We start from the raw sequence: 25,396 nt of genomic DNA on the forward strand, positions 1-25,396 counted from the left end.
AATCAATAATACCTGATTATACGTCAGTTTGTGATCGGTTTCAAATGACATATATCACTTCCATACAGGCATCACGCTCAAGAAAGGTTGTTGCAAATGTTTAAGAAAGCCTTGATCATGCTGGCTGTAAGCTCTGTTGTCACGGTACCAAGTTTAGCTACAACCGCCCAAGGAGCAACGCGCCCTTTACAAGAGAAACCGACCAGCTTCGCAGCAAACATTACCCAGAATGACTGGAAAGGGAAAGAAACTAATTCAAAATCAACTGGGACTAAGCACGTAACTACTAAAATCAAAAATGCTGCATTTGGTGAGCAAATTTGGGTAATGCTAGGCTCCCCTATTCCTCCTGGCTGGATCATGGTTCAATCAACAGGAACAAGAAACCTAATCAGGTATATTGGCTAAATAAAACAAGTAGAATAACGTTTTCAAAACAACAAGCTGACGTTGAAACCCCATCGACTTCAGCTTGTTTCCTTTACTTGGTTCATTGGCTATGATTTCAAATGATGTTCCCATCCGTTTATGGTTACAAAATATTGTTATAGCAATCCTAGGAGAATTTATATCTTGTTTTATCCTTTTCCATCTAGGATAGAGACTAGGATCGTGCGTTGGAGAATACGTTCACATTTACTCCTCCCTGTTTATCACAATTAGCAGTTTGTAAAACTACCATACATACTTTTTATATCACCGAAATTATTTTCTGAATTTTTAGTAACTAATATATCAATTTTCATTCGGATGTGTTACTATATTACTGGAAGTTATATTTTTCCATTTTAGGAGGTGAATAGCAATGTTTAAGAAACTACTTCAAAAACTGGGTGCTAACTCATACCGTGCATGTCCACCGGAGTGCATACCAGCAGGAAAATACTGTATGTGTCCGGCGTAATGCTAGATAGTACTTAAAAAGGCTGTCCCAAAAGCCATTTATATGGTAGAGGGATGGTCTTTTTTCGTCTAAGTCCCAAAAGAGAAGTGGTATTGAACGTATTGGATCTACCCTTTGCAACAATGGTTGAATACGTTACTTTACGATTTGGCGGATTCGCTCCATGAGTAGCTCACTAGCTGCTCGATTTATTTTCAGAATATATGCTGTTCCAAAGCGTATACTTTTTTTGGAAGTTATACGTTAAACTTACGAGGGGGAAGATTATGAAAAAGTTTGCTCTGTTTGGTATTGCAGCTGCTTTATTTCTATCGCTTTCATTCCCTGGTGTTAGCAGCGCAAAAGAACAACGTGTACCTTGTGAAGCTGACGGGTATTGCGGATGGCCTACCTATAGCGTTTAACACAAGCCATTCAAATAAAGACTGTGATGGAACTTGGAAACAATCAACTGTCCAAGACCCTGAAGGCGACAAAGGTGCTACTAGTAAGGTAAAGGAAAGCACACGAAAACTACACCATTTATTTTAATAAAACATCATACCACCGACTATTTAACGATCGGTATGATGTTTTTCTTTTTTTCTCATTTGCTAAATCACAAGCAACCAATCGCGCAATAATCGTTTGTTTTGTTAAACCATGGAAATAAATTCGATTTTCGTGATACCATTTCACCAATCAAACCTTTTAAAGACGGAGCAAATTATGAAAAAACACATATGGATGTAAGCTGAGAATTGGGGTGATGCTGAACCAGATGATGACCTCTACCCTCCATTCTTTTTTGATTCATACTAGAATCTACTTTTTTCAATTACCGATTTGTAATAGAAATTGTCAGGGAGAAGAAAGCATGAAAAGTCTTATGAAAATGATAATCGGTTTGGCATTTGCTTTTTGGTTCTTTATTCTTTGGGCCTGTAAATCGCTTCTCTCAAGCGATATACCAGTAACCATTTCGACCTGGGACACGATCCTTTTCTCTTTCAGTTATCTCGTTTCTACGGTAGTCGCTCTTATCTATGTCAGGTTTACGAATAATGGAAAAATACATATCTTCCTGTCTATTCCAACCCTCTTGTGGCTACTTTCTACTGCTCAGGTATTTACTCATCAGTATCATCCTTATGATACGCTGATGAGTGTTATTGGCTTTATAGGCTCTGGAGCGGCCATGTTCTTTTCAATTTGGATGCAGCGTAGAGCTAGTACTTTACCTTAAAAGTTATTTTGTAAATACCCATTTCAATTTCAAATTAATTTATTGGAAGTATCTTGAGAAGATAGACTCCGATTTAGACGAAATCACTTCAGATTATTTTCAAGTCCTTCAAACCGACTTGAAACTTTGACACAGTACACAATTTGGAAATTCGTGTTCTAATATTCACTTCCCTACTATAAATATGGCATTACATGGAAATTAAATCTATCTGGGAGGTGAGTTTTCATGCTGAAGAAACTCCTTAAACAGTTAGGTTCAAATTATGCAATGGAGCCTTGCGGAGATTCATGCATTATTTATCATGGCAGATGCTTATGCCCTTGGTAGTGTGACTAAACTCATAAAAGTTTCAAGAAGGCTGTCCCAAATGCCATGAATGTGGCTAAGGGATGGTCTTTTTCGTCGTGTATCTTTCCTGATCATTTAACATAATTGAGCCTGTGGACATGACTGGTAACTGTTTGTTTCATGCCCAAATTTTCCACTTACTGTGGTATCGCCCGTACATAGCTCCTCAATTTGCATAGCTTGAGTTTGAGGTTCTTCCTCATACCTTTGAAGGGGTGATATCGATGGGATTCTTTGACGACAATTTTGCTTTGGTTTTGGTACTTTTCGTTTTGTTAACAATTGTTGCTTGCAGCTGTGATGAGTGCTAATATCTGTCCAATGTCATGGGCAGCTAAGCTGCCCTTTTTCCTCCCACGTTACGCTTTAGTAGAAGGAGTGTAGTATTTGTGGAGAGATTCTTTTACGATTTGGTCATCTAGTCAGGAACGAATTCACTAGTTAGGGATTATTCGATCGATTTTTCCGTTTGCACTCGTTTTTAAGTGGCTGCGTCGCCTCTGTTCTTTTCCACCCCAGCATAACTGTACCGTATCTTTTTGGGATGCATGCCAATCTGCTGATTTCCCACACTTTCCTCCCTCGCTTTGATGTTAGATTTGGACTCTCTGTTTTACCGCAGAAATTTTCAGCTCTATGTCTTTCACCTATCCTTTCAACAAAAGAGCCGCCCGGTTCTTTACCCGAGCGGCTTAATCATCATAGGTTGCACTCGTGTAATTGTCCCACTCCCGTCATGTTTCGCCTTAATTTGAGGCTTCTTTTCTCTATATCGTTTTCAATGAAAATAATGTTTTAGATTCAGAAGAAAGTGGAAGACTGTGAAAAAATAGTTCTGCCAGCTATATGAGGCGGAAATAGCTAGAAGTTCAAATGGTTAAACTAAATGGTAAGGAGAATAACATGAGCATTGGTGCATTTTCTATAAGTTTAAGTGTGAAAGACATCCATGCATCTAAAGAATTTTACGAAAAGATTGGGTTTCATGTTTTTGGCGGAGATATTACACAAAACTGGTTAATCATGCAGAATGGCGATTCCACAATAGGGTTGTTTCAAGGTATGTTTCCAAAAAATTCATTGACCTTTAATCCGGGGTGGAATAGCAAAGCTGAAGAAATAAATCCGTTCAAAGATATAAGAGACATACAAGAAGATTTTCGAAATAAAGGAATACATATTATTGGCGATGCAAGATTAACTCCAACAGGACCAGCCAGTTTTGCGATTGAAGACCCAGATGGAAATCCAATACTTATAGACCAACACAGATAGAACAAAAAGTTTTCATGTTTGAGTGTGAGTATTTTCGGCAGTCACTTAGCATTTTTGATAAGCATACGATTTTTATTAGATGAGTTCCTCATGCTTTCTCGATTGAGAAGGCATTTTATTTATTTCACAAAGTGTTAAAAGTCATGATCTGTCTGCTAACAATCATAAATCCACTCAAGGGCATTGTAGAGAGTGCTTTAATCTGCCTCTTATTGGATTCCCAATACTGCATTGAGCACAATGTCAAAATCGAGGCTTCTCATCAAGCGGACTCACTCTTTCTCGGCTTCTGTGAAGGCTGGATCAGAGTTATCTTCATCGCCGCCCTTTCGACATAGGAATTAGCTTCTTCAATACCCCCTGGAGAGATCCCCCTGTTGCTGATCCATGTCATTTACCATGTCAGCCAACGTGATTTTGGAATCAGATTGTCCGTGTGAGATACAACTTTGAAAAAACATTAGTGTACGGCATTCAAAAGTTGCGGAACACCTCTAGACTATGTAGTCATGAGGATATGAATAGGGATATTTCTAACATTTCATTATGTAAATATTTACCAAATCGTTTAATTTGATTATAATTACCTTTAGTTCATGTATTTAGAATTTAATCAGAATTAATACAAAGGAGTGTACTAGGTATGAAAAAACAGCTTCTCTCTATTACAATGCTCGCTTTACTACTCTCTGGCGCACCTGCTTATGCTTCCGCTTCTACAAATGCTCAAGTACAAGGTGAATCAAACAAAGTATCTACGGAGCAACAAAAACAAGCGCAACAATTCACAAAGTATTACTATCTTTCTCCTGGACAGTTAGGCCAGAAAGAAGCGATTTATCTAAAGAAAGGGCAGGAGCTCCGTATTAGTCCAAAAGGTAGCTTTGCTAATTACACAGTCTATGATGCTCAAAATAAACGGATTTGGAGCGGTACGACAGGAATCATTATTAAAGCTGATGCGGACGGTTATCGCTACGTACAATTTCAAGCCCCATATTCCTATGAGGATCCAAATGTCATTGTAGCTACTTATACAATTCAGTAAACGATGCATAGATTTTAGCCCGTCTTGGTTATGAAGACGGGTTTTTATTATGCCCTTGTCAGCTTGATACCGTGTTGTTCTTCAATCATTCCTGAGAAAAATCCGAATAGCCCATTTTCCCTTCTCCTCAAGAGTCAGATAGAACGATGATCCTTGCAGTAATTTGTTACAGCACTGCTTTATTAAGACTTTACATACTATCGCCAATACTAGTCCATTGCATAGCTTGCATCCCAAGCTGCTGAAGTGCCTGATTACTGATACATACATTTTCGATACATGGGTACATATGGCCAATCCTAAGGATAATTGAGATGGTGTATCCTACTTTTTAGTCTCAGCCTCCCTCATACCGCTCCAAGAAAAAAGAGTGTCGTTTTGTGGAGAGATCGTTTTACGATATCGTTACTTGGTCAGAAGCGAGTCCACTTGTTTGGGGAATTACCCGATCGCTTTATTCCGTTTGCACTCGTTCAATCAAAGCAGCTAAATATTCCACGGAATTCAATCGCCATTGTTTTTCCAACTCTTAACGTTTGCGTTTACGACGTGTTTCGTGGGTGCCGCCAAGATGACTTCTAATTTATTGACTACACCCACGAAAAGAAAAACCCCTCGCGCCAACAGGCACAAGGGGTTTCGCATATTAGTAAGCAGTCGCACGGGACATATACTTTGTCAAACCCACGTTAGCAAACAACTTTTCCGCAAATGGGAAGTCAAAACCGACTTTCTGAACATCCCCATCTTTTCTGTTGATCGCTTGGTTATTGCTTTTTCAGCAACATGCTACCAATCTCATCTAAGAGCATATCCTTGCCGATTGGGCCAAATGCTTTGATGTTGAATGTTTCATTGGTTACCTCATAGAGATGGCCTTGTTGAACTGCCTTGTTGCTTTTCCATACCGGGCTCTTTTTCAGTTCTGCATATATATCATCTGCTTTTCCGCCGAAATTGACGAGGAACATATGGTCTGGCTGAAACTTCGTCAGTCCTTCCAGCTCGATCATTTCCATTGTTTTATCGGTAGGTGTTCCAACTGCCGGCTTCAGGCCGAGGTCAGAGAACAGGATATCTGCATATCCATAGTTTCCGTACACGCGGAACAGTTTTGGCGTTACGGCCAAGAACATAAAGGTCTGGTCGCCGTACGCTTGCTTGAGTTGCTCGCGCATTCCGTTTGTCTTCTCGTCGTAGCCAGCCAGCCACTTGTTCACGTCCTCTTCTTGTCCAAAGAGGCGGCCGATTTCTTTAAATTTATCCCGCCATTTGTCCATGTCTGTTTCCAGAACGACAGTCGGCGCAATTTTGGACAGTTGTTCGTACATCTTTTGCTGGCGGTTGTTCATAATGATCAGATCTGGCTTTGTTTCTACCACAGCTTCCAGATTGATGGAATCATCCCACATCCATCCAACCGGTTTTACATCTGTCAGCTTATCCGCTACGTGGGACATGATTTTTGTCTTGTATGTATTGGCCGTAGCAACCGGCTTGTGTCCCAAAATCAAAAGCTCCTCCGCTGCTCCCGATACATCTGCAATCCGCTTTGGTTCCGCCGGGATCGTAACTTCCCCCATCAGATGCTTGACTACGCGTGTCTCAGGCTTCTTAGCTGCTTCCGAAGCCGGTTGGCTGCTTCCGCAACCTGCTGAAACTGCGGTGACTACTGCTACCAAGCAGGCCAGTACGATTCGTGTTCCTTTTTTCATGTGCTCATTTCTCCTTGTTACGTGGTGTTTTGTGTGAAGTATCCTCTGATAATGATTATCATTATAAGTGACATTGTAGATAATCACATATTCTATCGAATATGTCAATGATTTTTATATACATTGTGTATACAAAAATGAGATTATCCTACGTCCGCCAATTGAGGAATCTTTGACTTTACCCTCTATTCAGTTGCCAACTAATAAAAGCCGCCCGGTTCTTTCCCCGAGCGGCTTATTCATCGTGCGTTGCCTTAGTTTAGAGCGAATATCGATTTCCTTTTGTAACAGCTCAACCTCTTTGACCGACCATGTGTTCGATCAGCTTATCTTTCGCTTACACCGTCCACCTCTTTTCTTTAAGAAATATTATGTTAAATTTTTCATCATGAGGAGAAACGGTCTCGTTAGTTTTTCGTCCTACTAATTGTGAATCGTATTACATGTAAATCGAAAGGAACTGACACTCTGTTATGAGTAAAACATATTTGCTGCTTTCTTCTTTGATATTCTGTGTATTGTTTGTTACTGACGCTCATGCAGGTTCACACCAAGAAACGGTTGCACCTGTTCCTCCCCAAGTAATTGTTCCAACAAGTAGTAAGGATAAACACGGAAATACCCTTGAAAAATCAATGGCATATGTGAAAACGCTACAAGTGAAAAATGGAAAACGAATAGTCTCACTTGACTATATTCAATGGTTTTTCGGTGAGGCAGCAGTAAAAGCTTATCGTCAAGATCATCCATTAGAAAAAGAGGACTATCCAATGCCATATTACATTCGTAATAACAGTCCTAAAATTAGAACGTTTGAAATTTCTCCAAAAGCTTCGTTTACTCTTCAAACCAACTCTACTAAAGATGAGAATTTCCATTGGAATGAATCAGTAAACGCCGATACTTTTAACAAGTTTGTGCTATCCAAGGGAATTCCTTATCAGCTACCATTCCACATTGAAGTAACGAATGGAATCGTCACAAAAATTACAGAACAGTACATCCCCTAATTATTAGCAGCACTCCCTTTTTGGGATGCTGCTTTTCATTTTTTCTCTTTTGTAAAATAGCTATCCCTTTCACCCGCAATAAAGCCAATCATAGATTTGATGCAGATGGTACCAAAGATATTTGGTACTTTTTGTTTTTTCATTCAGTATTAAAATAAGTGTAACAACATGCACCAGGGAGGTAACATATGGAAGGTTTTGAAATCTTCATCTATATTTGCTTGGGAGTCACTTTACTATTTACTATTGCATCAATACTATTAAGAAGAACATTTCCTGAAAAGAATAGTATGTACCTTGGTATAGGTTTTGCTGGCTTACTTATTATAAGCATTGTCATTATAATCATCAGCTTTTTTGTTGGTGGTTGGAGCGGTATGGGATATGGATTGATAGGTATCTCCATTCTCATTGGTACACTATTAGGTGGTATTTTTAATAAAGTGATAAAACACAATTAATAGAGGAAATTTAGGGTAGCAATCTGCTATCCTTTTTTCTTTTGTACCCCTTGAACTATTAACAGTAGTAATGTTTTGTAAAGCAGTTACGCTTGTAACTAGAAATGCTTTTCCATAGCCTCTTGAGATTTTACAAACTGATTCTGCATTTAATAACACCTTCCGTACCCCCTACAAAAAGGCTCCATGGTCAAACGCCATTCATATCGACTTTCAATCTATCCTCCTCCATACGCTTTTTGCCGGTTTCGTCGGATTTCGTCGCGGCCATCACCGCGCTCCTGGTTGTCTGCCAGCTCCTTCTGTTCCAGTCTACTTTCAAACACCCATTTTGCAGGATTTCCATGTCTGTCATATTCACCCCAAGGAATAAAATCATATCCTAATCTGGAAAGTCGGACACTCTTGCCGACCTGATCAGACACATATGCTTGATCCTGCTTAGCGAAAAGGAGTTGAGATGTTGACACGTCCAGTGAAAAGCACCTTCAATAGCTCTATCAAAATTGATGTCCTGATCCCAGCTATCGAGAAAGATCTTGGCACTCTTCCCTATGTCATTGACAGTATCCGTAAGCAAGTGAAGCATCCGATCGGTAAGATCATGGTTGTATCGCCACCAAGCAAGCGAATCCAAGCCCTTTGCCGGCGTAAAAACTGCACCTTCATCAATGAAAGACGCGTCCTACCGATTACAAAAAAAGACATTCACTACCAAACCAAACGCACCAATCGCTCAGGCTGGCTGCTCCAACAATTGTTGAAGCTGGCGGGAGGAAACTTGACCAAGCAAAGGTATTATCTTGTGATTGACGCCGACACCATTCTCATCCGCCCTCATCTCTTTCTCGTCAACGGGAAAACTGTTTTTTACTGCCGTAACTGGAGTCGTCCCGAGTATTTTCGCACCTACAAGAAATTACTGGGAACCAAGCCAACCGCCTCGCGCTCTTTCGTTGCCCACTATATGCTGTTCGACAAATCGAAGCTCTCCCGGCTGAAGCGTAAAATTGAGGCCAGGCATAAGACTAGGTGGTACTGGGCGATTATCAAGAAGACCAACAAACAGAGTTATGCCGGCTTCTCCGAGTTCGAAACTTACGGTAATTTCGTGAAAGCTCACTACCCAGGTCATCTGGTTGTAAGAAGTTCTCTTAACAAAAGCTCCTCTTCAAAACCGGCATCACTTACTCGTAAACGAATCATCAGACTGGCCCAGAAGTACAGGTCCATCTCCTTTCATAAACGCGGCTGGTATATCAGGAAGAGGAACGTGAGAAAATGAAGAGCTGCCGAGCCCAACTGCTTGTTATGTAAGATCGTCTCGAGACCTTGACTTGAATGTGTCTGCGGCAATCTTGGATTCGTTACAGGTGTATGCGAAGAGAGATGGGCCAGTGCGAACCGGGTGAATCGTTATACGTTTGCTACCTGAACCAGCATTGTTATGCTCCTTTATCTCTATTTCTCCTTCCATCTCATGCGAAAACGGTACCGCTCGTCTCCTCGACTACATCACTCCTACACTCGTTACATCTATCCAGGCGTGAGTAATCATGCAACCTATTTTAGAATAAATAAAGAAAATGCTGATCCAAAGTCAGGCAACTTTATTTGAGGGTTTCATATGTTATTGCAGGAGGTGGTACAAGTGGCTCTCAGATGTCTTTGTCGAGGTAGTAGATGCACGATCTTTTGCAGGTGTGGGTGCAGGCGAAAAAGGAAGTAACAATAGTAGGAAAATAGTAGCGAACTAGGGAGGGCTTATGCTATTTCTAAACATGATTTTCCTCAGTTTAGTGACGGTTGGCAGCATCCTTTACACCTATAAAAATCGGTCCGAGCTTGCCTGTATGGATGGCATGATCATCGCTATGGTGTTAGGTGCTATGTCTAGTATCTCCTTGGGTATGAACATTCACGTATATCTGGTGAGCGATTTACAACTTGCGACAATCATTGCTGTCGCAATTGGCATGGCGGTTGGGTTTATCACGGGAAAATTGGTCTCTCTTACCGCTTCTATTGAAGGAGTAATGGCCGGAGTCATGGGCGGATTGATGTCACCTATGCTAGGTGCCATGCTTTCTCATCCCTTGGGGCTTATCTGGTTTTTCGACTTTGCCTACATCTTTGTTTTGATCCTGATTGTTTTCCTAGTAAAAGAAGCAAGGCAAGCCTTTTTGGAAGAAGCGATGGAGGTTGAGAAAAAAACAAGCAGTTTATCTTGAAACTCCTCAAAAACACGTCGCTCTAGTTTCTTTGCGAGTCTGTTCCATCGCTCTGGGATTAGCGTACAAAATCGCGTGGCGGTATCCCATTAAAAAATGCCATACGAATATATCGTATGACACATCATATCATTCCTTAGTGATTGAGGGATTTATCAAACGAAATTTTCACTCTATTTTACAAGTAATTCTTATTTTATGACGGGTGACGGAAAAAGAAAAGCCCCTCACCCAATTAAGGGCGAGGGGAGGACAATAACTGATCGACGATGTTAACGATTTTAAGTTTCCGGTCTTCGCTTAGGATATTCCTGCATCAATTGTGACTGTCAGCTGCTTGCCGTTTACTCGAACATCTTGTGTAGCTGCGTTCCACTCCACTTTTCCACGTGCAGCCTCTGCAACCGCACGCACTGGCAAGGTTGAGACGCCATTGTTGAGGTAGCCGTGAACCGGGAGCACCTCCCCATTGATAATGATGGAAACCTTATCCACAGTTTCTTCTCTGGTTGTGGACATTCCTTCGCATAAAAATCGTCGACATACTTCACTGGATGTACGTGGTTTCCAAAGCCAAAACTTGGACCATTTTTCCGAACCTCAAAATGCAAGTGTTGGCCTGCGGATTTTCCAGTGTTACCTTGCCGCCCGATCACCTGACCACGATCGACGAACTGACCAACAGCGACACGATAATCTGTGAGATATGCGTACATGTGTAGCTGATTGTCTTTGTCTTTGATGATTACTGTTTTTCCGACTCCGCCTACTTCAGTACCCGCTTGCCCCATATTTGCATAAACGACCGTCCCAGCAATGAAAGCTTTGATATTTGCGTATGCTGGGGTTGCTATATTCTCTAAACTCTGTAGAAATTTCATAGGTTACCTTCCTCCTCGCCCACTTGGGGCAAAAGTAAAAGGAGCCACGTTAGCAGCTCCTCAATCAGTCGTATTTGTCGAGTCAACCCATCCTGTGCCAGTCCACCATACGGGTTTCCCTAACGTTGTATTAAAATACATAAAGCCAACGCGTACCATTTTCAGTCTTCGTTCCGTAGTCCCACTTGTGTACCCCACGACATTGATCCAATTTAACTGATTTTAAAATAATCCTGGTCCCGGTCAGCTAGTTCATCCAGTGCAATAAAGCTTGTTCTAAATTTTTCTAAGTAGGTGAGTCCCCCATATTCATCACGTTCGTATTCCTGATTTCCTTAATCTCTCTTCTCTCTTTGCGCTCTGAGCAATAGCAATCCAAAGAGCAGCACCCATCACAGCGGCAAAAGCAATTCCACCGATGATAAATGAATTTGTATAGTAATATGCTCCGCCGAATGCAAATAAATAGGCGTGTTCTTAGTTCAGAAAATCTTATGTTTATGAACACTAGATAAAATACAGTCATAACAACGGCATCCAAATTCAGCTTTTATGACACGTAAATATGTTTATCTATGCTATAAATCTTAATAAATTTGAAATAAAATTTTTAAAGAACCTTTAGATATTGTTTCTTTTATCTTTCTATTATTATTATATGATTTATACCTAAATATGAATATCCTCTTCAAAAGATACACAGATTGATTTTGTACTGCTTGTATCAGAATTTCAAAGGAAAATAAGCAAAATATGTATAAGTATGCCACCTTACTAGTATCGTGGCATTTATCAACAACAAAGCTTACAAGGAGGGCCATTTATGAGTAAGAGAATAAAAGAATTAGATTCAATACGAGGATTGGCGGCTATTGCAGTGGTGATCGGGCATTTTTGTTTAATGCTACCATCGTTGCCTGATTCTATTAAATTTTCACCTCTTAGATTTTTATGGGCTGGTGGAGAAGCTGTAATCATTTTTTATGTACTCAGTGGTTTTGTCTTATCTATGGCAATTTATCATTCAAAAACAAATTATTGGGGATATTTAATTAAGCGATTTGTAAGAATTTATATCCCTTATTATTTCTGGATATTCATCACCTTTGCTTTATTTATTTTGTTTTCGCCATATGAAGTTACGGGACTACGTGATTGGTACTATGATAAGTGGCAAGGACCTATAACAATATTAGATATTGTCAATCACCTTGTGCTTCTTAACAACTTTTTTACAGATAATTATAATCCAGTTATCTGGTCATTGGCTCAAGAAATGCGAATATCTATCGTGTTTCCCTTGTTATTCCTTCTTTTTTATAAACAGAGCTGGAAGAAAACAATACTGTTTGCCATGAGCTTTTCTTTCATTAGTATTTTCCTTAATATATTGCAAATTGGAAAAGCTGAGGGATTTTATAATGGTTATGCTGATACACTGCATTTCACATCTATGTTTATGGTCGGAATGTTACTTTTTAAGCATCAGGAAGAACTTGTCTGTTTATATAGAAATATGAAAAAATTAAAAAGAAGACTTCTTATCACATTAGGAATCATTCTATATTTATACTCTTTTGGAATTTTGGGGATTTCTCGTAGTGATACGATGTTTCTATTAAAAGATTGGGGCGTTGTAATTGGTGTTACTATACTTATTGTAATGGCTATGAGTAACCTAAAAGTAAAAGCAATTTTAAATAAGAGTGTATTTGTATACTTAGGGGAAATTTCATATAGTATCTATTTATGTCATTTTCCAATTATGATGGTACTATTTAAACTTTTGTATGCAAAAATTCCAACCTCTTTGCTGTTCCTCTTATGTGTTATAACGGCAATATTGTTTTCTATCGTATCGTATCATTTTATTGAAAAGAAATGTATAAAATGGGCAAAACAAAGGACAATAAAATTCCAAAAAAAGGTGTAATATTTAATCGGTTCCTTATATATTTAGGAACCGATTAAAATGCGTGAGGGGGCATAGTGACAGGATTACTGCTCTAGACCGCAAAGCCTAGCATGTTTTGTACGTTTGAACAGTCCATGCACCAAAAATCGAGCCTATGAAAGTGAGTGGAAATAATTTAAAACCCGATTTAACATCATGATTACCTGAACGATAAAACATAAAATTACTTGTTATACAGCCTAATGTGGATGCTAATTTATTCGTAGCAACTGCGGAAGCTGGATTCAGCCCTGTAAATAATAATGCAGGCAATGCTATCAGTCCACCACCCCCTACAACTGAATCAATGAATGAAGCTAAAAATATCCAAAAACAATCAAAATAATTAATACGAATTAATCCGGAATACTATCACTACCTTATTTTCACAGTTATTTTGATTTAATTCCTGCACCACAAAGAGGTATTATAATTTTTTCATCTGCTGTCTTCTTATATTTTAAATAACCCGCATAGTTTACAGCTGTTGTGACTTCAACATAGAAACCTTTATCAGCAAGTATAGCCCGTGCACTTAGAATTTCATCCTCTTTAATATCAATAAATAAACCATTTGTTTCACGTACAGCTTCTAAAATTTGTCTTGAGCGTGCTGGGGCTGCAATGGCAATACCTTCTGCTAAAGTACCTTTATTAGTTACAGATTCTGCTATTTCTAGCCCATTTTCATATGCAATTATAAGAGGTGCACAGTTTGCTGCTTGGATTGCAACAATCTTCGGTATTTTTTCTATTAATTTGTTTTCAAATAACTCTTTAAAACCATTGTACGCACCAAGTACAAGTGTACCATTACCAACTGGGATGATTAATGCATCTGGGACTCCTTTTAATTGCTCGTAAATTTCATATGCGTATGTCTTAGTTCCTTCATAAAAATAAGGATTATACACATGACTTGCGTAAAAAACTTTTTCTTCGTCTACTGCTTTTTGTGCCGCAGCTGCAATGTCCTCTCGCGTACCATGAATCTCTTTAATCGTTGCTCCATGCGCTTTTATTTGAGCGATCTTTTTCGGTGAAGTTTCATCACTTAGATAAATATCACAGGCAATATTACAACGTGCTGCATAAGCTGCAATCGCCGTTCCTGCATTACCACTACTATCAGCAATTACTTTTGATACCCCTAATTCTTTTGCCTTTGTCATCAAAACAACGGCTCCTCGATCTTTAAAGGATAATGTAGGCATCATATAATCAACTTTTACATACGTATTTGGCTCCATAGGATCTAGCACGATTAAAGGTGATTGACCTTCACCCATTGTCACGGATTCCCATGTCTTAGAATCTTTTGCGAATGGCATGGTTTCAAAATAACGCCATAATGAGTTTGGATAGTTATTCCAAGCTGCAATATCAACTTTTGGGGTATCTTTTACTATGTTTAATACTCCTCCACATTCACATTTCCATAAAGTTGGTCTAATATCATGCTTTTTGCCACAACTGTTACAAATAAATTGCTCCATCATTTATCAATCCTTTTGGATAATTTTTTATATATATTAGACTTTTTTATACGAAACAGGTAAAAAAATATAACTAAATATATGCAATGGCATCAATTTCAATTTTGAATCCAAAATGTAATTCATTAGTTGGTACAACGGTACGAGCTGGTTTATGTTCACCGAAAAATTCCTTATAAACAGCATCTACTTTATCCCATAATTTCACATTTGGAATATATAATGTCATACGCAAAATCTGCTCTTTTTTACTTCCAGCTGCTTCTACAATCATCTCCACATTCTTAAGTGCTTGTAAAGTTTCTTCTTCGATGATGCCAAATTTCTTTTCACAGGTTTCTGGATTAATGGCAAATTGCCCTGATACATAGACAGTGTTCTGATGAACTGTTGCTAATGCATAGTGTCCATTTGATTTTAAATTTCCTACTTCAAAGATGCTTTTCATTTGATTCTCCTTAACTTGATTTATTTTTGATTTCATCCAAATAACTATAAACTGTTACTTTGGAAATGCCTAACAAAGATGCGACCTTCTCAACAGATCCTTTCATTAAAAAAATGCCTTTTTCGTCCATAAATCTTATTAATTCAATCTTTTCATGGCGTTTCATGACTGGATGTACACTGTTTTGGATAATTTGTTGAATCAATTGATCCACTATTCCTTCAACATTTTCAATATCATCATCAGATTTTGTTTCATTCTCTTGAACTTCAACTTGTGTAGAAAGAAAAGTATTCATAAATTGTTGCATTTGATTCAGTGCTTCAACATCAAAATTTATGCAGAAAGCACCAATCACTTTTTGCTTGGAATCACGTATTAATGAAGTCGAAGAACGAATAGTACGCTTATCTTCTGTTACAAATGTATAACCTGCAAGATAATCTTCTTTAAAGTCTTCTGATCGTAATACAGTCTTCACTAGGTGATCAAATGATTGACCGATTTCTCTTCCTGTAACATGGTTATTTACTGTAAACATTACAGATGCTTGAGGGTTCGTCAAATCATGAATAACGACTTCACAGTTTGGTCCAAACATTTTTGCAGTAGATTTTGCTATAGGGATAAAACTTTCAAATACTTTCTTACTTTTTTCCATGTCAACTACCTCATTTTTTAAATTTCATTCAATTATATATTTTTTTATACAAAAAAGAAATATGTAGATTTTTTTATATATTTTAAAAAACCGCCAGTTAGTGTAAGTGCGATTCTTCACAATTTATTTTTACCATAAATTTCCTAAATGCAGTTTTTAAACTTCGAAGTTTGGTGGCTTTGGTCCCAGGGGGCATGAGATTCCTTAACATTTGCTATTTATGTACAGTTAAGTAATTATGTTCATGAACATTTATGGAGATACTTTTGGTTCGTAGATGTGGCGTCCGTCTGAGAATGGTCTATCAGCTTGCTCGAGCAGCATTGGAGAAATAAACATGTGGACACCTCGAAACAAAAAAATCCCCAACTGCTATAAGCAAATTGGGGTACATAAGAAGTAGTACGTGAATAAAAAAGTTCTTATCAATATAGTAGGTTATCAGCTCAGTATTTACTACAAGTATATATAGGTATGCATACCTTCTCTTGCCATAAAAAAATAGCGCAGACTCATCTGCACAGATTAAGTCGTACGCTTTATCCCCAAGAGAATCTATACTAGAATACACAATTATTATCGGCCTGCTATTAAAATGATTTCATGTATAAATACTGGTAATTACTTCGCTCGAGTGACAACTACAGAGTATAAAAAACCATCAGTTGATTTCTGTACATGGATTTTCCGCCTAGCCGACCAAACTGACTTCGGAATTCGTGATGCTTCGTCTCAGCCCACATAGAAATAGTATCCATCATTGGGCGGTATGACATTTTGAGCTGATCTTGATTAAGGATTTCTGCATCCAGGGCAATTGCCTTAAACAGCATGCCATACAGAATCGTTTCGTGTAGGATTTCCCGCTATTGGTCAGGTTGTACCATCGTCCACTACACCCGCTCAACCTGCAGCATTTTTTCAATGGGTACTTACCATACTTGCTCCTCAAGACCGAGCAATTCAGGAAGCACAAGCTCAAGCAAAATGGGACGGGTCTTTTAGCAACAGCTATACAATTCCTAAAAGTTCCATAATTACTTCTGTTGCTGGTGGAACTGCCACTATCGCTAAATTATGTTCCGGAAAGACATACTACAGATGGAAAAAACTCCCGACAAAGTTAATGTGCTAAAAGACGTCCATTTGTTGGGTTTAAGCTTTCTGAGCGGATGGAGGTACCTGCGGAGTTAGGGAAGTTTAAGTTTGCCAGGCAGAAGTCTAAGCTGGCGGGGACCATTCGCCAGCCCCTCTTTCAGTTCTTTTTCTCCAACTCCGCCTTTAATCTTGCATTCTCTTCCAACAGCTTTTGAACGTCCGGGACATCCTTGCCGGAAAACCAGCCATACAAATCGTCTCTTGCTGCATACCCCGGCAATTGATCACGAAGTACCATTTTAATGTGCCGTACATCTTCAACATAATAGGTAGGAATTTGTTCCATGACCGATTGCTTAAACTCTTGAAACTTCTGATAGTATTCAATTGCTGCGAAGTCGTATGGCTTTTGTCTTAATGCTTCATCTGTGACAACAAAAGCAAATCTAGGTTTGCCCGCTTCTCCGGCATACTCATATTCCCAATGCGTATAGCTCTTGGATTCATCAGGAAGCGTTAAACCATAGAATCCTCCGAGAATCAGGATATATACATCGGACTCGTCGATCCATCTCTTCCTAATTTTCATTGGACTTTCCTTGAAAAATTGCTCGATTCCAGCAGGGATATGACCGGCTTGAAGTACTGCTTCAACAGCGGTATGTCTTTCCTCAATAAGATCGTTGAAAGTAGACGATATGTAAATTTGTAATTTTTTTCTCATAGGCCCACCCAAATTAAAGAATTAGTATAAATAGAATCTACCACTCACTCACTTTATTTGTCAAAATTGACTGGGGTTTTCATGCGGCAAGCTTGCACCAGACGGCAAATAGGAGGTTTATTCGTGCAGAAGAAATGGAAAAGAAAGATTCTGATCAATAATCCTGTTGAGCTGGACCGGGTTCAGATCGAGCAGGACTTGCGCGGCGGCAACCAAGTGATTGTCCAGTTCTCTCACCTGGATTTTTATGGCTAAGAAGGTTGACGGTTAAGCGCGTGACGGATTTTTCACTGATAGCCCCGTTAAAATAAAATAGCCCTCCCCGGATTGCTGGTCTTACCCCTGTCAAGTAGATAGTTTGAAACAAGCCCTCGCTAGGTCTTCGTTGAAAATTAAGTTTTAGACTTAACCTAATACATGAAACAGCGGCGACTTAAGACCTAAAAATAAAGTCTTAGACTCGCCGCTTTTTTTATTGAACTATCGTGTCCCGTTAGTTGAATTAAAATTGCCCATTTCTTTTCTGATACTATCGCTGAAACTATAGAAATTTTATCAGATCACGCCTTGCAAAACACTGTTCATTCCAGGAAATAGACGGGCAAAGACATTAAAATATATCATGATTAAAGATAAAATAATAGCTATTAGTAGAATGGCCAATAGTTTCTTTTTGTTTTTCGGGATTGTAAGTAACAAAATAACTATCATTATTAGATATATTCCCATAAGCCATGGTATTAAATAGTAATGAGTGTGAATGGGTAAGTAAGCGTTACGTAATTCAAACCCTTCTGACAGCAATACTGTGATTGGAAGGGCTAAAATAATATTAGAAAACAATCCGCTTCCATGCGCATACCACGTAATATAAGCACAAACAGGTGATACAGCCGCGCATATGCTCCAAAAAATAATTTCTCTTTCCGGGAAAAAATGTAGCACAAGCGTTGTGTACACATAATAAACGGTAAGCATCGACCCAAAAAAGGCGAGTATTTTTACAGCCGCTAATTTGGGCGAATAGCTGAAAACCGATAAAAGTGTTGCAACAAATACCCATATACCAAGACGATCACCAATATTAGTGAATATTGGGTTGAAATCAGGACTATCCACAATTTTTGCTGCTAAACCCAAAATAACTCCGGCAATAATTGCATATACTATTGAAAAAACTTTTTGTTTTGCAGTTGATTTGTTCGCAATTCTAATCTGATTCAACCTATTTATTATTTCCATTATACCCCTCTATTTTTTTGATTTATTTACATATCCAGAAATAAAAGCTTGAGAATGTCTAAAAAGAGAGGCTTTTTCTCGAGATCCTGTTCGTACATATAGATGCTGAGCTACCCGAAGTACTAATACTTCTTACATGTAGTCAACTCAGTCTTACTTCCTCCCATGAATTATTTTACCAGAATACGGTTGTGATTATTGTGCTAAACTGCCCGTTAGCGTAATGATTCGCATTCAGTCCAATTATTTATTTGCTTAATCTTTAACTATATTTTCACAGTCTAACACTAGATTTTTCGAGTCTAATACATTATTTTCAGTAAACACTAGGCAGTCTAAGCTCGGTATTGCACCGGTCTCAGTTTGTTTAAACGGACTTGAATACGCTCGTTATTATAAAAATGGATAGATCACCTTCCCTTTTCACAAATGTCTGTTTCCACAACTGGTGCCCCAGCGTTGCGATCCCGGCTGCGAGAATGCCCTGAATTGTCGCTTGTCTAGCTGGATTTAGGGGCTCGCTCGACCCTCATAGGTCCCCCCTCTGGGAAGGACCCGCAGCTGTAAAATTCCAATCGCTTGGAAAATGCTACTCAAGTAATAAGAAAGAGCACCAACTTGGGTGCTCTTTTGTTCGACTAATCGATAGCGTTAGTATTCTTTTTTCTATTCATTTTACGTTTTTGTTTTTCTTCAGTAAAAAAGGTCATTATAGAAATTAAAAATGCGCCGATGACAAGGGCGAAATTCAATAGCGATAACGAGTTTTCCGCAATAAATGTTGAGAACATCTCGATAAATTTATTATCTTTGAATGTCGTCAAAAGAAAAACAATTGTAGCAGCAAACATAGACGTGGCAGTGGAAAACATCAGAGACAAAGTTGTACTTTTTGTAGAAGTAAATGTTACATATTGTTTAACAGTAGTTGTCTCCTCGATATTTTTTGTGATTAAGCCATTCTGAGTATCCAACAATCTTTGGCAATAAAGCAGTTTATTATCGTGTGATAGGAAATTTGAATCCATTATCTCTTTGATCAAATCATCGAAAATTGCTTGAAGTGAATCAACATCCTCAAGTTTTACATTATACCGTTTTGCAGTCGCGATATGGATTGATTTTAATATCGATATTGATGGGAGTTTTTCTTCAGGTATACTATATTTAATTGTTTTAAATATTTCTTTATTTACTTGCCCTACTTTTTGAAAATAACTCTTCTTTTCTTTTAAACGTTTATATATATCAGTTAGATAAAATACTAACAAACCAGTAATAATACTTGTTACCCAACTATTATTGAAAAAAATCAGTAACCATTCAAACATATAGATCATTCCTTCTGATCGTCTTTTAATAAAGTTACCAGATATTTCCTGAATTGGGTAGTTTTTCTGAATTTTATTTTTGTTATCTATCCCGCTTGAATAAACAAGCCTCCCAATCACTCAGGCAGCTTAGTTTCTCTTTGTATATTTTTCCACTTTACAACGGGTCAAGTGACACTGTAAATGAACTCTTTTTGACATAGCAACTACTCCACACTTGACATCACAAAAAAAAAGGAAAACCCTCCAAATGTCGAATTTCGATAGCGTGACCCATCGTTCGACTGAAATGAAATATATCCAAGAGCGTCTAGGTCATGGCAGCATGCATATTACCGCAAATGTGATGCTCACATTTCTTAAAAAATCGAAAGCGACAACATGAGAAAATTTGAAGACCATATGCAGAAGATTTATGAGTGATTTGTGGGTGAAACGATTTTTACTCCCGCACCCACAAATAGAAAAACCCCCTCGCACCTACAGGCACAAGGGGTTTCGCTTATTAATAAGCAGTCATGTATTGCTCGCGCTCCCAATCGTGAACGCGTGTGCGGAACATATCCTTGGCTTTCGATCAGTTTTAAAACTCCATGAAAACCGCATAATATCAACAGTTTCACCTACTGTTGTTTCAAATGACATCAAAGCCTTTCAAATTTTCGTGGGCAAAAAGTGGGCAACTAAGTGGGCAAAATTCGAAAGAACTATTCTTTAAAAAAAGTGCACCCGTGAGGCATCAAACTCCTGGGTGCGCTTTGCTATATTGAATAATTTCTTTCCTTCATGCTTGTTTGTTAACAGGATCGCGAACCCCTCCAACTTCCATCCAATCATTTAATTTACTGAGTTGAAAGCGAAGTGCTGGTTTTCGTGAACTTAATGATCCGAGTCGAGATGCTGGTAATGTACCTTCACGTACCATGACGTAGATCGTGTCAGAAGAAATATTCAGGTATTTGGCTGCTTCATTAACAGTTAACCACTTTTCAATCGTAGGCTCGCCTCTCGTCTCCATCCTTTCTAGTATTCTCGGTATCAACATCTTTACCAGCGTATCATCCTCTAATAGTTGCTGAACTATTACTTCGAGAATATCTACGGATTTGTTCAATTATATTCACCTTTTAAAATTATTTAACTGACCTTATCCGCAGTTTAGACAAGGGATCTAAAGATTATTCAAGCCCTCATTCGCGAAAAAATGGACAATCCAATATTCTACGGGCGGGCGAAACGGAATCGGTCGCTGGGGAGTGCCCAGGCGTTTGTTGTTGAGCTGGCCCTTGCAGACAAATTGTTTCGTGAAAAACTCAAAGGGTACATGATTGGCGGCGGAAAGCATTTCGTCTATACCTCAGATTACATGGATAGATACTAAATGAAAAACCCGTCTCCTCAAAACAGGGACGGGTTGTTTCTTTAACACCAAAAATAAGGGCTTCGTAGAGACTGAGTGCTTAGCTTATTCAAAAAAATCATCACCATATTCAGCTTCTGAGTCACTAGAAACATCATCGATCTTTGCCATAATTGTTTGTAAATCACCTTCTCGAATAAGCTCATCCACTACTTTTTCAATCGTTTCACGACTCACATCTTCAACAATAACCATATTTATCGACCATAGATAAGTGCCAGACAGGTTCTCACCAGTATTTTTATTCTTCCGTCGTAATGTTTCGATGTTTTGATAAGTAAAAAATGTTCCCCACCATCTTGTTCTATCTGGTAAGGTGACAATTACATCTACATTATTATCATTTTTTTGTTGACTCTCGATATCAGATAATTCCGTGTTAATCCAAATATGCTTTTTCATAGTTAATAGATCCCTTCTCAATTGACAATAATAGACCAATATGCTCTAATCGTATAGTTTTCTCAAACGGTTGATAACGTCTTTCTGATTGTTTTTGTCAGATTTCGCTAGTACCTCAACAGTATCTCCTGACTTTCTCAAGTACACTCTTGCACCATTTTTTGATCTGAGTTCAAAGATGTCTCCAAAAATATTATTATTAGAGATCCCAGGATTATTATTCCCTTCTAGGTATCTTCTTAATAATGCATCAGCATCCTTCTGTATTTTCGGGTCTTTCATAGCCTTCTCAGCTTCTCTAACGAGAAGGCTATCTTCCTGTATACGAGACTCTACATAATATTTTCCGACTTTTACTTTTCCCGAAAGAGTACGATCAACAAACTTAGCAACATCTTCGTCAAATTTTTTTAGAAGTTTCATCCCTTTTATTGCCTTACCAGCAGGGAATAAAGATAAAGCAGCTAATCCCTTATCCGTATTACTGGATTTAGGGTCAAATAATGTTTTTACATCATCTAATACAAGAAAATCAAGACCTGCTTTGCCCGCTTCTACTGCAAAATCAGCTGCATCAGTTAACCATTGTTTCCCTATATCATACCATTCTGATACTATATCCTCTACGTCCTTCCAAGGACTACTGTATGCCGCACTTCTAGAACTTCTCAACATCAACTGCGCATCGTTTGAAATCTCTACAGTGTCGATATTATTACTCGGTACCTGTAATTTAGTTTCCTTTCCAGTTTTATATTTATCTTGTACACTATTTACGCTTGTCAATGAATCTCTATAGCTAGGCACAGCCTGAAAATTAAAGTTGTTGTCTATCCTTACCACAATATTACCTCCCAATATATTACATAACTACATGTAAAAATATTACATGGTAATTTAATCAAGTCAAGTTTTTTTATACATACTAAATTTTTATAAACTATAAAATATACAGGAAGCCATAGTAAAAATCCCTCCCCCGAATTATTCCGAAGGAGGTATCCGCTTTTAGAATCAATTAAAATTAACTCAAAATAACACGTCTCCTCAAAACAGGACGGGTCAGTTATTTCTTGAATGCATTCGGACATATCATTTTTCAGGCTACTAATCATGGTCACCACAAACAAACGTTCCCCAAGCACTTACATTTCCTCTATTTTTCTAGTAAAATGAGGATATCTTGAGGAAAGGGTGTTTTCATGAATAAGACTGAACTGGTTACAAGAGTCGCTGAAACCACAGAATTAACTAAGAAAGATGCTACAAAAGCGGTAGATGCTATATTAGATGCTATTGCAGATGCGCTAAAAGAAGGGGACAAAGTATCCCTTATTGGATTCGGCAATTTTGAAGTGCGGGAGCGAGCTGCTCGAAAGGGCCGTAATCCTCAAACTGGAGAAGAAATTGAAATCGCTGCGAGTAAGATGCCTGCGTTTAAACCAGGTAAAGAACTAAAGGATTCAGTAAAATAATCTATACATACAAAAAACGCCCCGATTATTCGAGGCGTTTTCCTTTTTTAAAGCAATAGTTGTCAATCAAGTTAATTCCCCGTTATGCCGGAGGTACCCTATATAGCATCACCGATATAATTGTATCAATCAGTCGTGAAATATTAATTGGTAATTACTTCGTCAGCACAAACATTAAACTAACGGGCAGTTATGGTTATGAAATCACTAGATCAACAACTCCAGTATATAACATTTTTTCATCGGACAGATGGAGTTGCGTAGAAAACAGTCTATACTTTCAGCCAGCACCCCTGATCGGCCACCTTCAAGTCGGATAGAATGTCACTACCTTGATGCGCTTATAACTTTTTTCGTGCGGAAGAAGCGTTGATCGATGAAAAAAGCGATAAGTAAGGACAAGATGCCGAGCAAAATTGGAACGCCAAACGCTTCATTAGTGAAGGATCTTCCTTCTAGCTTCAGGTGATCGGTGGCGCGATATTCGAGCCGTTTGGCAGCAAATTTCGCCGTCCCAATATCCTCCTGCTTGGCCAAATCCTCGAATGCAGGATCCATTGCAAACCGATCCGTTGCTTCGCGATGTAAGTACAGTAGTTCCGCGCTGTTGCCGCTTTCGTTCCATTGGTTAATGTCTTTGGCGGCGGCTAATTCGGCATCGGCACCGACGACAATCATTTTCGCTAGTTTCGGCACGTTTTTTATCTGATAACGCGCGACTAAGTTCAGGCCATGCTTCGTTACGATCGGTTCGTTTGCACTGGAAACGGTCAACGTCGTCGTCGTGCCAGAAGCAGCGTACGTATCGAATGCGGCGGACAAATCTAGTTCATCGACGCCGTTATACAGCAGCACGCCCGCTTTTACTTTGTTCCATTGATAAGCGTTGTTAAGTATGAACGTTATATCACTGAGCCCGACAGTGAACGGTTCCATTTGCGGTTTTTTCACGAAATCGTAAGATGGATAGTTCATCTCTACCGCCACTTTCTTCGCCGCCTCCTCACCCAACTGCTGGGAAATGACGTATAGTGTAGCATCAATTCCCGATGTCAGACCGGCAGAAGATATGATATTGCCTTGTGGGACATAGCGCAGATCTTTCACCCACTGAACTTTCGGATATTGTTTAATGAGTCGGTCGATGTCTCCCCAGTGCGTCGCGGCAGATTTGCCGTTAAGTAAGCCAGTATCGGCCAGGTTTTCCGCCCCATTGCAAATGGAGAGCAATAAAGTCTTGTCGCTCGAGTGCTTCTGAATCCATTCACGGACAGGCGTATATTTTTTCTCATCCAGAATCGGCATAAACGGTATGACGATAATGTCCGGGCTTTTGCCGAGCATCGCATCCATTTCGTCAAACGAATAATGCGGAACGACATCGAGTCCGCCGGTTAGTGATTTTATTTCACGATCGGGTGCAACGCCGTATACATTGTAAGCTTCCGTCATGGCAAACATCTCGTATGGGACGAGAAAATCGAACACTTCTGTTGATTCATTCGCCAGCAACACTGCCACTGTCGGTTTGTTTGCGTCATATTTCGGTACCTGCACATTCGGCAATGCAGGTGCGGCTTTATCGTAAACCGACATTACCTCATTCATTGTATTGACGAACCCGAGTGTGCCTGCACCTCCTACTAGGACAACAAAAACGATGAGATAAATACTGATTCGCCATACAGTTTTCACGTGCTTACTCTCCCTCAGGCTAAATTTCTTACCCATAAAATGTAACAAACCAATAAATACTTATCATCAGTCTGTAGCCCGATTACGATGCTGGCCTAATGTTGGAACGACCTATGGTCCCAAGTCTCTTTCCTTTTTTTAATGTGACTCGATAGAGCTATATGCAAAAAATGTTTTTAAATGATATACGGTAACCGAAATGGAGCTGCCTCGTTCAAGCTGGCTTATGGAGAGGTTTGTCGAAAGATCATAGAGCTGTTCAAATAAAAAATGCCCTCCAAGGATTTAACCGAAGGAGGACTTCCGCATTAGTTTAAATGGCTGTTGCTCCATGCAAATAAGGTGTTAA

General features: G+C 38.9%; 26 protein-coding genes and 3 pseudogenes. 13 read left to right on the top strand and 16 right to left on the bottom strand.

Translation table 11 applies throughout. The features are described 5' to 3' along the window. Positions 1-96: 96 nt before the first annotated feature. From ACFYU8_RS05685 to ACFYU8_RS05710, 6 genes are all read left to right on the top strand, one after another. Positions 97-408 (top strand): hypothetical protein, encoded by a 312-nt coding sequence (locus ACFYU8_RS05685; RefSeq protein WP_390295017.1) that lies wholly within the window; start codon positions 97-99, stop codon positions 406-408. 762 nt (positions 409-1,170) lie between these two features. Then, positions 1,171-1,308 carry a hypothetical protein gene (locus ACFYU8_RS05690; RefSeq protein WP_158265767.1) on the top strand — a complete coding sequence of 46 codons (138 nt, stop codon included), beginning with the start codon at positions 1,171-1,173 and terminating at the stop codon, positions 1,306-1,308. A 452-nt stretch (positions 1,309-1,760) separates the two neighbouring features. Further along, a complete protein-coding gene (locus ACFYU8_RS05695) occupies positions 1,761-2,129 on the top strand; it encodes a hypothetical protein (protein WP_390295015.1) in 369 nt (122 codons plus the stop codon). A 575-nt stretch (positions 2,130-2,704) separates the two neighbouring features. Next, positions 2,705-2,791, top strand: a complete 87-nt coding sequence (locus ACFYU8_RS05700) for a YjcZ family sporulation protein (RefSeq protein WP_016743434.1) — start codon at positions 2,705-2,707, stop codon at positions 2,789-2,791. 592 nt (positions 2,792-3,383) lie between these two features. Beyond that, complete coding sequence (locus ACFYU8_RS05705; protein WP_390295013.1) at positions 3,384-3,755, top strand: VOC family protein; 372 nt, start codon at positions 3,384-3,386, stop codon at positions 3,753-3,755. 643 nt (positions 3,756-4,398) lie between these two features. Then, positions 4,399-4,803, top strand: a complete 405-nt coding sequence (locus ACFYU8_RS05710; protein ID WP_390295011.1) for a hypothetical protein — start codon at positions 4,399-4,401, stop codon at positions 4,801-4,803. 767 nt (positions 4,804-5,570) lie between these two features. On the opposite strand, the gene ACFYU8_RS05715 is transcribed toward ACFYU8_RS05710, so the two are convergent. After that, positions 5,571-6,518 carry an ABC transporter substrate-binding protein gene (locus tag ACFYU8_RS05715; protein ID WP_390295009.1) on the bottom strand — a complete coding sequence of 316 codons (948 nt, stop codon included), beginning with the start codon at positions 6,516-6,518 and terminating at the stop codon, positions 5,571-5,573. Positions 6,519-6,991: 473 nt separating this feature from the next. Here ACFYU8_RS05715 and ACFYU8_RS05720 point away from each other — a divergent pair, with 473 nt between their 5' ends. Both ACFYU8_RS05720 and ACFYU8_RS05725 read left to right on the top strand, forming a co-directional pair. Beyond that, complete coding sequence (locus ACFYU8_RS05720; protein ID WP_390295007.1) at positions 6,992-7,528, top strand: hypothetical protein; 537 nt, start codon at positions 6,992-6,994, stop codon at positions 7,526-7,528. A 188-nt stretch (positions 7,529-7,716) separates the two neighbouring features. Beyond that, positions 7,717-7,989 carry a YesK family protein gene (locus tag ACFYU8_RS05725; protein ID WP_390295005.1) on the top strand — a complete coding sequence of 91 codons (273 nt, stop codon included), beginning with the start codon at positions 7,717-7,719 and terminating at the stop codon, positions 7,987-7,989. Between the two features lie 218 nt (positions 7,990-8,207). Here ACFYU8_RS05725 and ACFYU8_RS05730 read toward each other — a convergent pair whose 3' ends face one another. Continuing rightward, the gene (locus ACFYU8_RS05730; protein WP_390295003.1) at positions 8,208-8,414 is read right to left on the bottom strand and encodes a hypothetical protein; all 207 of its coding nucleotides are present in this window, start codon (positions 8,412-8,414) and stop codon (positions 8,208-8,210) included. A 38-nt stretch (positions 8,415-8,452) separates the two neighbouring features. Here ACFYU8_RS05730 and ACFYU8_RS05735 point away from each other — a divergent pair, with 38 nt between their 5' ends. Beyond that, entirely contained in the window at positions 8,453-9,274 is an 822-nt protein-coding gene (locus tag ACFYU8_RS05735) for a DUF6492 family protein (RefSeq protein ID WP_390297235.1), read from the top strand. 481 nt (positions 9,275-9,755) lie between these two features. Further along, positions 9,756-10,220, top strand: coding sequence for a hypothetical protein (locus ACFYU8_RS05740; RefSeq protein WP_390295001.1), 465 nt, complete (start codon positions 9,756-9,758; stop codon positions 10,218-10,220). Between the two features lie 300 nt (positions 10,221-10,520). Here the strand turns inward: ACFYU8_RS05740 and ACFYU8_RS05745 are convergent, their stop codons facing one another. Together ACFYU8_RS05745 and ACFYU8_RS05750 are read right to left on the bottom strand one after the other, a co-directional pair. Further along, a complete protein-coding gene (locus ACFYU8_RS05745; RefSeq protein ID WP_390294999.1) occupies positions 10,521-10,739 on the bottom strand; it encodes a stalk domain-containing protein in 219 nt (72 codons plus the stop codon). A gap of 74 nt (positions 10,740-10,813) precedes the next feature. Beyond that, positions 10,814-11,101: pseudogene (locus tag ACFYU8_RS05750) on the bottom strand (M23 family metallopeptidase); the annotation flags it as partial. An 823-nt stretch (positions 11,102-11,924) separates the two neighbouring features. On the opposite strand from ACFYU8_RS05750, the gene ACFYU8_RS05755 reads away from it, so the two are divergent. Further along, positions 11,925-13,034 carry an acyltransferase family protein gene (locus tag ACFYU8_RS05755; protein WP_390294997.1) on the top strand — a complete coding sequence of 370 codons (1,110 nt, stop codon included), beginning with the start codon at positions 11,925-11,927 and terminating at the stop codon, positions 13,032-13,034. Positions 13,035-13,142: 108 nt separating this feature from the next. Here ACFYU8_RS05755 and ACFYU8_RS05760 read toward each other — a convergent pair. The 5 genes and pseudogenes from ACFYU8_RS05760 to ACFYU8_RS05780 form a co-directional block, all read right to left on the bottom strand. Continuing rightward, positions 13,143-13,402 (bottom strand): annotated as a pseudogene (locus ACFYU8_RS05760) (TSUP family transporter); the annotation flags it as partial. Positions 13,403-13,447: 45 nt separating this feature from the next. Next, positions 13,448-14,551, bottom strand: a complete 1,104-nt coding sequence (locus tag ACFYU8_RS05765; protein ID WP_390297232.1) for a threonine synthase — start codon at positions 14,549-14,551, stop codon at positions 13,448-13,450. 73 nt (positions 14,552-14,624) lie between these two features. Further along, positions 14,625-14,999 (bottom strand): RidA family protein, encoded by a 375-nt coding sequence (locus tag ACFYU8_RS05770; RefSeq protein WP_390294994.1) that lies wholly within the window; start codon positions 14,997-14,999, stop codon positions 14,625-14,627. Between the two features lie 10 nt (positions 15,000-15,009). Next, complete coding sequence (locus tag ACFYU8_RS05775; RefSeq protein ID WP_390294992.1) at positions 15,010-15,660, bottom strand: helix-turn-helix transcriptional regulator; 651 nt, start codon at positions 15,658-15,660, stop codon at positions 15,010-15,012. 1,255 nt (positions 15,661-16,915) lie between these two features. Next, positions 16,916-17,482, bottom strand: coding sequence for a DUF4062 domain-containing protein (locus tag ACFYU8_RS05780; RefSeq protein ID WP_390294990.1), 567 nt, complete (start codon positions 17,480-17,482; stop codon positions 16,916-16,918). A gap of 123 nt (positions 17,483-17,605) precedes the next feature. Here ACFYU8_RS05780 and ACFYU8_RS05785 point away from each other — a divergent pair, with 123 nt between their 5' ends. Beyond that, on the top strand, positions 17,606-17,737 hold the full coding sequence (locus ACFYU8_RS05785; protein WP_390294987.1) for a hypothetical protein: 132 nt from the start codon (positions 17,606-17,608) through the stop codon (positions 17,735-17,737). A 300-nt stretch (positions 17,738-18,037) separates the two neighbouring features. On the opposite strand, the gene ACFYU8_RS05790 is transcribed toward ACFYU8_RS05785, so the two are convergent. The 6 genes and pseudogenes from ACFYU8_RS05790 to ACFYU8_RS05815 form a co-directional block, all read right to left on the bottom strand. Continuing rightward, a complete protein-coding gene (locus tag ACFYU8_RS05790; RefSeq protein WP_390294985.1) occupies positions 18,038-18,724 on the bottom strand; it encodes a hypothetical protein in 687 nt (228 codons plus the stop codon). A 367-nt stretch (positions 18,725-19,091) separates the two neighbouring features. After that, positions 19,092-19,217 (bottom strand): annotated as a pseudogene (locus tag ACFYU8_RS31490) (hypothetical protein); the annotation flags it as partial. Positions 19,218-19,362: 145 nt separating this feature from the next. Beyond that, on the bottom strand, positions 19,363-20,055 hold the full coding sequence (locus tag ACFYU8_RS05800) for a hypothetical protein (RefSeq protein WP_390294982.1): 693 nt from the start codon (positions 20,053-20,055) through the stop codon (positions 19,363-19,365). Positions 20,056-20,839: 784 nt separating this feature from the next. Next, on the bottom strand, positions 20,840-21,169 hold the full coding sequence (locus ACFYU8_RS05805; protein ID WP_390294979.1) for a helix-turn-helix domain-containing protein: 330 nt from the start codon (positions 21,167-21,169) through the stop codon (positions 20,840-20,842). Positions 21,170-21,520: 351 nt separating this feature from the next. Further along, positions 21,521-21,877, bottom strand: coding sequence for a hypothetical protein (locus ACFYU8_RS05810; protein WP_390294977.1), 357 nt, complete (start codon positions 21,875-21,877; stop codon positions 21,521-21,523). Positions 21,878-21,922: 45 nt separating this feature from the next. Next, the gene (locus ACFYU8_RS05815) at positions 21,923-22,720 is read right to left on the bottom strand and encodes a hypothetical protein (RefSeq protein WP_390294975.1); all 798 of its coding nucleotides are present in this window, start codon (positions 22,718-22,720) and stop codon (positions 21,923-21,925) included. Between the two features lie 359 nt (positions 22,721-23,079). On the opposite strand from ACFYU8_RS05815, the gene ACFYU8_RS05820 reads away from it, so the two are divergent. Then, on the top strand, positions 23,080-23,352 hold the full coding sequence (locus tag ACFYU8_RS05820; RefSeq protein WP_173621504.1) for an HU family DNA-binding protein: 273 nt from the start codon (positions 23,080-23,082) through the stop codon (positions 23,350-23,352). A 327-nt stretch (positions 23,353-23,679) separates the two neighbouring features. Here the strand turns inward: ACFYU8_RS05820 and ACFYU8_RS05825 are convergent, their stop codons facing one another. Next, complete coding sequence (locus ACFYU8_RS05825) at positions 23,680-25,047, bottom strand: DJ-1/PfpI family protein (RefSeq protein ID WP_390294973.1); 1,368 nt, start codon at positions 25,045-25,047, stop codon at positions 23,680-23,682. Positions 25,048-25,396: the final 349 nt, after the last annotated feature.

Origin of the sequence: Brevibacillus sp. NPDC003359 (assembly GCF_042878995.1) — a bacterium.
In the GTDB taxonomy this organism is placed as follows: Bacteria; Bacillota; Bacilli; order Brevibacillales; family Brevibacillaceae; genus Brevibacillus.